General features: G+C 57.8%; 9 protein-coding genes. 5 read left to right on the plus strand and 4 right to left on the minus strand.

The window, feature by feature from the left end:
- The first annotated feature begins 43 nt into the window (after positions 1 to 43).
- Genes phnE (VGP75_RS02610) through VGP75_RS02620 form a run of 3 tightly spaced genes read left to right on the plus strand, consistent with a single transcriptional unit; the run spans position 44 to position 2,861 of the window.
- On the plus strand, positions 44 to 916 hold the full coding sequence (phnE, locus tag VGP75_RS02610; RefSeq protein ID WP_327542167.1) for a phosphonate ABC transporter, permease protein PhnE: 873 nt from the start codon (positions 44 to 46) through the stop codon (positions 914 to 916).
- A gap of 2 nt (positions 917 to 918) precedes the next feature.
- On the plus strand, positions 919 to 2,244 hold the full coding sequence (phnE, locus tag VGP75_RS02615) for a phosphonate ABC transporter, permease protein PhnE (RefSeq protein ID WP_327542168.1): 1,326 nt from the start codon (positions 919 to 921) through the stop codon (positions 2,242 to 2,244).
- Positions 2,244 to 2,861, plus strand: coding sequence for an LbetaH domain-containing protein (locus tag VGP75_RS02620; RefSeq protein ID WP_327542169.1), 618 nt, complete (start codon positions 2,244 to 2,246; stop codon positions 2,859 to 2,861). Before phnE (VGP75_RS02615) ends, VGP75_RS02620 begins: the two co-directional genes overlap by 1 nt.
- A gap of 13 nt (positions 2,862 to 2,874) precedes the next feature.
- Here the strand turns inward: VGP75_RS02620 and arsJ are convergent, their stop codons facing one another.
- From arsJ to phnF, 4 genes are all read right to left on the minus strand, one after another.
- Positions 2,875 to 4,137, minus strand: a complete 1,263-nt coding sequence (arsJ, locus tag VGP75_RS02625; RefSeq protein WP_327542170.1) for an organoarsenical effux MFS transporter ArsJ — start codon at positions 4,135 to 4,137, stop codon at positions 2,875 to 2,877.
- On the minus strand, positions 4,134 to 5,132 hold the full coding sequence (locus VGP75_RS02630; RefSeq protein ID WP_327542171.1) for an ArsJ-associated glyceraldehyde-3-phosphate dehydrogenase: 999 nt from the start codon (positions 5,130 to 5,132) through the stop codon (positions 4,134 to 4,136). Before VGP75_RS02630 ends, arsJ begins: the two co-directional genes overlap by 4 nt.
- The gene (locus VGP75_RS02635) at positions 5,129 to 5,977 is read right to left on the minus strand and encodes an arsenate reductase/protein-tyrosine-phosphatase family protein (protein WP_327542172.1); all 849 of its coding nucleotides are present in this window, start codon (positions 5,975 to 5,977) and stop codon (positions 5,129 to 5,131) included. The genes VGP75_RS02630 and VGP75_RS02635 overlap by 4 nt, the downstream gene beginning before the upstream one ends.
- Positions 5,978 to 6,046: 69 nt before the next feature.
- Positions 6,047 to 6,766 carry a phosphonate metabolism transcriptional regulator PhnF gene (gene phnF, locus VGP75_RS02640; RefSeq protein ID WP_327542173.1) on the minus strand — a complete coding sequence of 240 codons (720 nt, stop codon included), beginning with the start codon at positions 6,764 to 6,766 and terminating at the stop codon, positions 6,047 to 6,049.
- A gap of 81 nt (positions 6,767 to 6,847) precedes the next feature.
- On the opposite strand from phnF, the gene phnG reads away from it, so the two are divergent.
- Positions 6,848 to 7,303 (plus strand): phosphonate C-P lyase system protein PhnG, encoded by a 456-nt coding sequence (gene phnG, locus VGP75_RS02645; RefSeq protein ID WP_327542174.1) that lies wholly within the window; start codon positions 6,848 to 6,850, stop codon positions 7,301 to 7,303.
- Positions 7,303 to 7,866, plus strand: coding sequence for a phosphonate C-P lyase system protein PhnH (phnH, locus tag VGP75_RS02650; protein WP_327542175.1), 564 nt, complete (start codon positions 7,303 to 7,305; stop codon positions 7,864 to 7,866). The genes phnG and phnH overlap by 1 nt, the downstream gene beginning before the upstream one ends.
- The last annotated feature ends 98 nt before the right edge of the window (positions 7,867 to 7,964 follow it).

Genomic DNA, 7,964 nt, shown 5'->3' on the forward strand with positions numbered 1-7,964 from the left:
CGGGGCAGCGCAATGCGCTGCCCCGTCTTGCTTGGAGTGAACCATGACCGATGCCGCGCTTTCAGGACCGACCAAACCCAAGGTTGATCACATTCAGGATAGCTATATGGCGCAACTGCGCCGCCGACAAATGTATGGCGGGCTGACACTTGCGATCTTCGTCCTGCTGATGGTGTCGGGCTTTATGGTCGCCGACGGGCGCAATGCCGGTGGTTTTTGGGATGGCTGGCGGCAGATGCTGGATTTCCCCGCTGATGTTCTGTCTGAAGCATGGGAGAAGCGGGCCAATCTGCCCGGTCTTTTGGTGGGGTACTTTCCTGCGCTGATGGAGACGATCAACATTGCAGCCGTGTCAACTTTGCTTGGCGCGATGGCGGGCCTCATTCTGGCACTTCTATCGACCCGCGGGCTGGCACGCTGGCCCCGTCTGATCCCCGTGTTTCGCCGTTTCATGGACATCCTGCGTGCGGTTCCGGAAATTGTGATCGCACTGGTGCTGATTTTTATCCTTGGCGGTGGACCTGTACCCGCAATGATTGCCATTGCGCTGCATACGGCCGGTGCCTTGGGCAAGCTCTATTCCGAAGTTGCCGAAAATGCCGACCTCAAGCCTGTCGAGGGGCTGGCTTCGACGGGGGCAAACTGGTCACAGCGCATGTGGCTGGGTGTTCTGCCACAAATCGCCCCGAATTTCCTGAGCTACACTTTGCTGCGGTTCGAGATCAACATCCGCGCCTCTGCCATCCTTGGCTTTGTTGGCGCGGGCGGTATCGGGTTCGAATTGCGCAATGCAATGGCTTGGGGACCAGGGCGTTTTGACGAAGCGGCCGCGATTTTTCTCCTGCTGTTCGGGGCCATTGTATTCTTTGACCAGCTTTCCAGCCGTTACCGCAACAAACTGACCGAGGGCCAGTGACAATGACCGATGCAACCATGCCCCTTGTGTCCGCCAAAACCTTTGCTGACACACTGTTCCGACGCAAGCGTCTGTTTGCGTTTGCGGTCCCAGCGATCATTATCGCCTATCTGTCCTATATCTTTGTCGTTTTCGATGTTGCCGGTCTCGCGCAGCGCGCCAGCACGGAAAATGCCGTGATCCTTGCCTCGGACAGTTGGTCCTACAAGACGCATGTCACCCGCGACAACCGACGTGGCGGTATGGCCTATGCCATCGAAGGCGAACGTAAAGGCAGCTATGCCGAAGGCACGCGCCCTGCATGGGTCACTGGGGATGAGGATGGTGAATTGATCATCGACCTCGAAGACGGTCATGTGATCCGTTTCCTGCCAGATAATGCCGCGCGCTACGATGTGCCCGGCTTTGGTACAATCACGGCGCAATTGGTCGACGGAAGCATTATAACGAACCTTTCGGAACCCATACCGGACTGGATCAACCTGTCGGACCAGCGCATGACCGTTACAACGCAAGCGGGCCGGCTGACCATGACCCGCACCCGCACCGAAGTGTTCCGCTATTTCCCTGGTTGGGAGCTGTTCTGGTTCACTCTCGACAGCCCCTATTATGATCGTGGTCTGATCGAGATCGCTTTTGGCGACCGCATCGACCCCGCGCGCGGGAACCTCTCTGGTGCCATTTCAGACTTCTGGAACAACGGCATGTGGCGCCACAAGGACGTGGCGTGGGCGATTGGCGAAACGATCCTGATGGCGTTTCTTGGTACATTCGGTGCTGCCATCATTGCCCTGCCTTTGGCATTCCTTGCGGCAAAACGCTTTTCTCCTTTCAGCGCCTTGCGCTTCGCAACGCGACGTATATTTGACTTTGTGCGCGGCGTGGATGCGCTTATCTGGACGGTTGTTCTGGCGCGCGCCTTTGGCCCTGGCCCGTTGACAGGTGCATTGGCGATCCTGATCACAGACAGTGGCACTTTCGGGAAAATCTTCTCTGAAGCCTTGGAAAATGTGGACCAGAAACAGATCGAGGGTGTCTCTTCCACCGGCGCAAAGCCACTGCAACGCTATCGCTTTGGTGTGATCCCGCAGCTCGTGCCGGTGCTTTTGGCGCAAATCCTTTACTTCCTTGAATCCAACACGCGCTCTGCCACCATTATCGGTGCGATTACTGGCGGCGGTATCGGGTTGATGCTCACCCAAGCCATCCAGACCCAGAAGGACTGGGAAGAAGTTGCCTATTACATCATACTGATCATCGTTATGGTGATGCTTATGGACTGGTTCTCGGGCTGGCTCCGCGGTAAGCTGATCGGGCGCAAAGACTGATGCCGCGCCTTTGTGCGGAAACCCCTTTCGTCCACCTTGAATGCGAGATCACCGAAAGTACATTCGGCGCATTCGTCGAGATCGGCAAAGGAAGCCGCATCGCGCATTCGGTTTTCAGCGATTACAGCTATTGTGATCGCTACGCCGATATTGCGAACGCAGAGATCGGCAAATTCGCCAATATCGCGGCCTTTGTCCGGATCGGTGCCACTGATCACCCGCTGCACACCGCCGCCTGCCACCACTTTCTGTACCGCTCTGCCGACTATTGGGATGACGCCACGAACGACGACGCGTTTTTCGCACATCGTAAATCCCGTACCGCATACATCGGGCATGATACGTGGATCGGTGCGGGCGCGATGATTAAACCCGAGGTGACGCTGGGCCATGGTGCCGTTGTCGCGGCAGGTGCTGTTGTGACGAAAGATGTCGCACCCTACACCATCGTTGCGGGCACCCCGGCCAAGCCTTTACGCCTGCGTCAGCCGCGCGACATTGCCGATCGTCTGATCGCGCTGGGCTGGTGGGATTGGCGACATGACGCACTCCGCGACGCTTTGCAGGATTTCCGCACGATGAAGGCAGAAGCATTTCTGGAAAAATACGGCGGTTAGCAGAGCGGTTGGCTTAGGTCTCTTGAGGGCGCAAGAAACCAACAGTGATCGCTGACAGAGCTACCATTGTGGCCGCGGTCCCAAGCATGAGCACCAGCCCGCCCACCTGATAGGTGACCCCCGAAAGCAGTGTGCCCGCCAGCCGTCCAGCGGCGTTGGCCATGTAGTAAAATCCGACGTCCATCGTGACCCGCTCTGCTTTGGTGAACGTCAGGATCAGGTAGGAATGCAGGGACGAGTTCACCGCAAAGATGCCACCGAAAGCGAGCAGCCCGACAATCAATGTCAGCGTCAGCCACATCTGGGGCCCCTGCGCGAACATCGCGGCCGCCGTCAGTGCCGCAGGAACAATGGCAAGCGCCCAGGCCCAGCCGCGCGCCGCCGCGATGAGCTCTGCCTCGGGTCGGGTCTTTGCGCGCAGAATGCGCGGGGCGTTGGCCTGCACCAGACCATAAAGGATGATCCACCCTGCCATGAAGGTGCCGATCAGAAAGAACGCGGCGCGGTTTCCTTCGGTCGTGCCGTCGGACAGGACCGCATAAAAGTAGATCGGTATGCCGACCACAAACCAGACGTCGCGTGCGCCGAACAGGAATACGCGCGCCGCGCTGAGCAGATTTACATTGCGCGACTTGGAAAACACTTCGGAAAACTTTGTGCCCTTGCGGCCCTTTGGCAAACCTGCCGGCATGGCAATCAGAACGGCCAACAGGATGACGGCAAGGATCAAAGCCATGCCAAGAACCGCCCAAACGAAACCCAAAGTCGCCAGCAGGGCCGCACCCAATAGAAAGCCGAGGCCCTTGACCATGTTCTTGGAGCCCGTCAGCAAGGCCACCCAGCGGAAAAGCCCGCCATCTTCTGAGGGCGCCAAAAGCTTGACCGCTGACTTCGACGACATCTTGGCAAGGTCTTTGGCGACACCGCTCGCACCTTGTACCAGCATGACATAGACAACCGATGCGCCAACCGCCCATGACGGATCAAGTTGTGCCAGCGCAAGCAGGGCAAGAACTTGCAGGCCAAGACCTGCATAAAGCGTTGATGTCAGCCCGAAGCGTGCGGCGATCCAGCCTGCGCAGAGGTTGGTGACAACGCCGGCAATTTCGTAGAGTACAAAAAGATAGGCGAGTTGAACGGGCGAGAACCCAAGCGTGTGAAAGTGCAAAAGCACCAGCATACGCAGCGCGCCATCGGTCAGCATGAACGTCCAATAGGCCGCCGTGACAGCAATGTAAGCGGACAGGCCCTCGGGCCGCGCAGAAGACTGGGTCACAGGCTGCGACCAACCATGAGGGCCACGTCAGCCAACCGGTGGGCATAACCCATTTCGTTGTCATACCACGCGTAGATCTTCACCTGTGTGCCGTTGATGACCATGGTTGAAAGCGCATCGACGATGCTTGATCGTTCGTCATTGGTATAATCGCTAGACACCAAAGGGCGCTCTTCATAGCCCAGAATGCCTTTTAGGGGCCCTTCTGAAGCAGCTTTGAACAGCGCGTTGACCTCTTCGGCGGTTGTGGCCTGTTCAACTTCGAACACGCAATCTGTGAGTGACGCATTCAGCAAAGGGACGCGGACGGCATGACCGTTCAGGCGGCCTTTCAGTTCAGGGTAAATCAGCGTGATGGCGGTTGCGCTGCCGGTCGTGGTCGGGATCAGGGAATTCAGCGCAGAACGGGCGCGCCGCAGATCTTTGGCCGGGCGATCCACGATTGTTTGCGTGTTTGTGACATCATGGATTGTCGTGATGGACCCGTGTTTGATCGTCAGGTTCTCGTGGATCACCTTGACGACTGGCGCAAGGCAGTTGGTGGTGCAACTGGCGGCTGTCACGATGCGATGACGGTCCGGTTCATAGATGTCGTGGTTGACGCCAAAGACAATGTTCGCAGCATCGCCATCCTTGACCGGTGCCGACACAACCACCTTCTTCACCCCTGCCTCAAAGTAAGGGGCGATCTTTGCTTCGGTCTTGAACACACCGGTGCAGTCAATGACAACATCCACGCCATCAAGCGGCAAATCCGCGATATCACGCGTGCCAATGAATGGCAGCCGCACGCCGTCGATCGTGACACTGTCCGCATCATGGGCAAAATCAGCCTTCCAGCGGCCATGAACGGAGTCGAATTCAAACAGATGCGCATGCATTTCAGGATCACCAACCGCATCATTGATCCACGCGATTTCTGCCCCCTGTTCCAGCAATGGTTTCAGGGCGAGCTTACCGATACGGCCAAGGCCGTTCAGGGCGTAGACAGTCATGTGGAAGGTCCTTCTTCAATAGATTGGCCAATCTCATCGACAGCCTTTTGCAAAGACATGCGATCAAGTGACAAAAGCGGCAGGGCGGTAAAGGCGATCATCCGGTTTCGGAGCGCGCCATAGGTCTGGTGGAAAGCAAGGCTTTTCTCTGCGTCCGACCCCTCAACTTTGACCGGATCAGGAAGACCCCAATGTGCGCTGATCGGCTGGCCCTGCCATGCGGGGCAGTCTTCATTCGCGGCTTGATTGCAGACGGTGAAAACGAAATCGAAACGGGGGGCGTTGTCGCCTTGGAATTCGGCGATGTTCTTTGCGCGCAGAAGGGCGGTGTCATGTCCTTTCTGTTCCAATACCTCGAGGGCAAAGGGGTTCAGTTCCGAGCGGGGCTTGGTACCCGCCGAATAGGCCACGAAGCGGTCACCGGCGAGATCGCGCAGGATCGTTTCTGCGAAAATGGATCGCGCAGAGTTGCCGGTGCAGATGAACAGGACATTGTACTTGCGATCAGTCATTTGAGGGCCTCTGTCTTCTGCCTGATAGGCGTTCGGGACGCAGATTTCGGGGCGCCCCCTGCAGCATTCGTGCAGCAGATAGTCAATCGTTTCGCGCGCAGCGTCCATGTTGATGGAATAACGCAAGGATGTGCCAACACGCTCCTGGTTGATCAGACCTGCCTGCATAAGGGCGTTTACATAAGTGGAGAGTGTATTTGGCTTCAGCCCAAGTGCCTGCGCCAGTTCAGTTGCCGGAACACGATCAGGGTACCGCCGCATCAGCAGCCGAAAAAGGGCGAGCCGTTGCGGATGACCAAGTGTAGCGAGGCGGTTGGGAAGCAATATATCCATAATTCATGTATATCTGAATTAAGGGTTCTGAAAAGTGAAGGTTTTGTGACTGCCTCGTCGGTCCTGCCCCTAGGTTTCGAGCGTAAGCGTCACGCGATCCCCGACAAACCATGTGCGCCCATATTCTACAGGTAAACCAAACTGGCCTGTATTCACACCGGACGACCTTAATAGCGGATCGCCCTCCATGACTTGCAGATGCAGTGCTTGTGTGGCCGTGGCGCGCACCGCTGTCAGACGGGTTGATGCACGCGTGTAGTCGGCGATGCCTGCCACCCGCAGCGCTTCTGTCACGCTACTTGTGTCACGCAATGCGTCGGTGATGCCCGCGATGCGATCCAGTGGAAACAGGCTTTCAAAGATGGCAATCGGCTGGCCATCAGCTAGTGAAAGACCGTGATAGGCGCAGAGTGGTGCACCGGTCGGGACTTGCAAAGCCTTGGCTTCACCTTGTGTTGCAGCACGCTCGTCCAGCGCCAGAACGCGCTTTTCCGGCCTGCGTCCTGCAGCGATCAGGTTTTCATGAAACCGAACGCGGTTGCCGATGGGGTAGTCTGTTGGCGTCGCTGCCACAAACGCGCCTGCCCCCCGTCGGGTGCGGATCAAACCTTCATCAACCAGTGCCGCAATCCCGTGCCTGACCGTGTGGCGATTGACGCCGAAACGGTCTGCCAGCGCGGCTTCGGTCGGGAGCTTGTCACCCGGGCTATAGCGTCCTTCGGCCAAATCGCTGCGCAGGGCATCAGCAATGGCTTTCCAGATTGGGGTTTTACCTGAACTGTCACGCAAATTTCACAAAACTCTTCTGTCGTGAGGCCACGAATGTGGTAAGATATGTATAGTTGTATAGTAAATAGAAAAGTTGTCGAGATGAAAGACACTTTACAAGAAAATAATCCCCGCAAAGCGTGGATGAGCCTGCTGGCCAAAGCGCCGGAAGGCCGTGCCGCCATCTTGCTGGATGGGGCCATCGCGCGCCCTGCCTTCACGTGGCTGCGGGCGCCAGAGATCGGCAGCACCATGGTGCGCGCCCGCGCAGGTGCCACGGGTGCGCCGTTCAATCTGGGCGAAATGACAGTGACCCGCTGCGCATTGACCTTGGACACCGGAGAGGTCGGGCACGCCTACATTCAAGGGCGGCGCAAGGAAGATGCAGAAACGGCTGCTTTGATTGATGCGCTGATGCAAACGGCAATGTCGCAAACATTGCGGACATCAGTACTTGAGCCGCTGGAGACCGAAATGACCACGGCCAAGGTTGCGCGCGCGGCCAAGGCTGCTGCGACAAAGGTCGATTTCTTCACAATGGTCCGAGGAGAAGACTGATGCAGGCAGATACTCTTTCCGGCGGATTTGCAGACCCTTCCATCGGATCATCCCACGCGTTCCGCGCCGTGATGGAGGCAATGGCACGTCCAGGGACTGTGCATGGGATCTCAGGTGCCGTGCCCCCCGCACCGCTCTCGCCAGCGGCAGGCACGGTTTTGCTGACCCTCTGCGATACTGAAACGCCGGTCTATCTGGCGGGCGCTGCCGATTGCGAAGCGGTGCGCGTCTGGCTGGCCTTTCACACGGGTGCCCCTTTGGTGGGTCCGGCGGAATGCATGTTCGCTGTGGGCACATGGGATGCGCTTGCACCGCTGTCGTCCTATCCCGTCGGCACATCCCAATACCCTGACCGATCAGCCACTTTGATTGTGGAACGCCCCGACCTTTCCGCAACGGGCGCGGCCCTGACCGGCCCGGGTATCAAGGATCAGGCGGCGCTTTCCCTGCCAGAGGTTGCAGCCTTCCAATCCAACCGCGCGCTGTTCCCGCTCGGGCTGGATTTCATCTTCACCAGTGCAGACTGCGTTGCAGCACTCCCAAGAACGACAAAGGTGTCCTGATGTATGTCGCAGTCAAAGGCGGTGAACGGGCAATCGAGAACGCCCATGCATGGCTTGCCGAGGAACGCCGTGGCAACACGGATATTGCCGAACTCGGC

It is taken from the genome of Yoonia sp. (assembly GCF_036007805.1).
Lineage (GTDB): Bacteria > Pseudomonadota > Alphaproteobacteria > Rhodobacterales > Rhodobacteraceae > Yoonia.